The organism is Hydrogenophaga sp. FW305-3-2-15-A-LB1 (genome assembly GCF_058787875.1).
In genome coordinates this window covers 1-1,195 of record NZ_JBYTAE010000183.1, presented here as the reverse complement: position 1 = coordinate 1,195, position 1,195 = coordinate 1, and the positions used below count along the sequence as shown (strand labels likewise).

Here is a 1,195-nt window from a genome sequence, read left to right as displayed (position 1 = left end):
CTTACGCGATGATTTTGGCGACGACGCCGGCGCCGACGGTGCGGCCGCCTTCGCGGATGGCAAAGCGCAGGCCTTCTTCCATGGCGATCGGGGCGATCAGCTTGACCGTGATCGACACGTTGTCACCCGGCATCACCATTTCCTTGCCTTCGGGCAGCTCGATCGAGCCGGTCACGTCGGTCGTGCGGAAGTAGAACTGCGGACGGTAGTTGTTGAAGAACGGCGTGTGACGGCCACCTTCGTCCTTGGACAGCACGTACACCTCACCCGTGAAGTGCGTGTGCGGCTTGATCGAGCCGGGCTTGCACAGCACCTGGCCGCGCTGCACGTCTTCGCGCTTGGTGCCGCGCAGCAGGATACCCACGTTGTCGCCCGCCTGGCCCTGGTCCAACAGCTTGCGGAACATCTCCACGCCCGTGCAGGTCGTCTTCTGCGTGGCGGAGATGCCCACGATCTCGATTTCTTCGCCGACCTTGATGATGCCGCGCTCGATACGGCCCGTCACCACGGTGCCGCGGCCCGAGATGGAGAACACGTCTTCCACCGGCATCAGGAAGGCACCGTCCACCGCGCGCTCGGGCGTGGGGATGTAGGTGTCCAGCGCGTCAGCCAGCTTCATGATGGCTTCTTCGCCCAGCTTGCCCTTGTCGCCTTCCAGGGCGAGCTTGGCCGAGCCGTGGATGATGGGGGTGGCGTCGCCCGGGAAGTCGTACTTGTCCAGCAGCTCGCGCACTTCCATCTCGACCAGCTCGAGCAGCTCGGCGTCGTCGACCATGTCGCACTTGTTCAGGAACACGATGATGTAAGGCACGCCCACCTGGCGCGCCAGCAGGATGTGCTCGCGGGTCTGGGGCATCGGGCCGTCAGCGGCCGAGCACACCAGAATGGCGCCGTCCATCTGGGCGGCACCGGTGATCATGTTCTTGACGTAGTCGGCGTGGCCGGGGCAGTCCACGTGGGCGTAGTGGCGGTTGGCCGTCTCGTATTCCACGTGCGCGGTGTTGATCGTGATGCCGCGCGCCTTCTCTTCCGGTGCCGCATCGATCTGGTCGTAGGCCTTGGCCGCGCCGCCGAACTTGGCCGCCAGCACCGTCGTGATCGCCGCCGTCAGCGTCGTCTTGCCATGGTCCACGTGACCAATCGTGCCCACGTTCACGTGCGGCTTGGTCCGCTCAAATTTCTCTTTTGCCATTTT

The 1,195-nt window shown here is 64.5% G+C and carries 1 protein-coding gene; it reads right to left on the bottom strand.

What is annotated here, in order from left to right:
- Position 1: 1 nt before the first annotated feature.
- On the bottom strand, positions 2-1,192 hold the full coding sequence (tuf, locus tag AC3WPZ_RS27955) for an elongation factor Tu (RefSeq protein ID WP_382162668.1): 1,191 nt from the start codon (positions 1,190-1,192) through the stop codon (positions 2-4).
- Positions 1,193-1,195 lie beyond the last annotated feature (3 nt).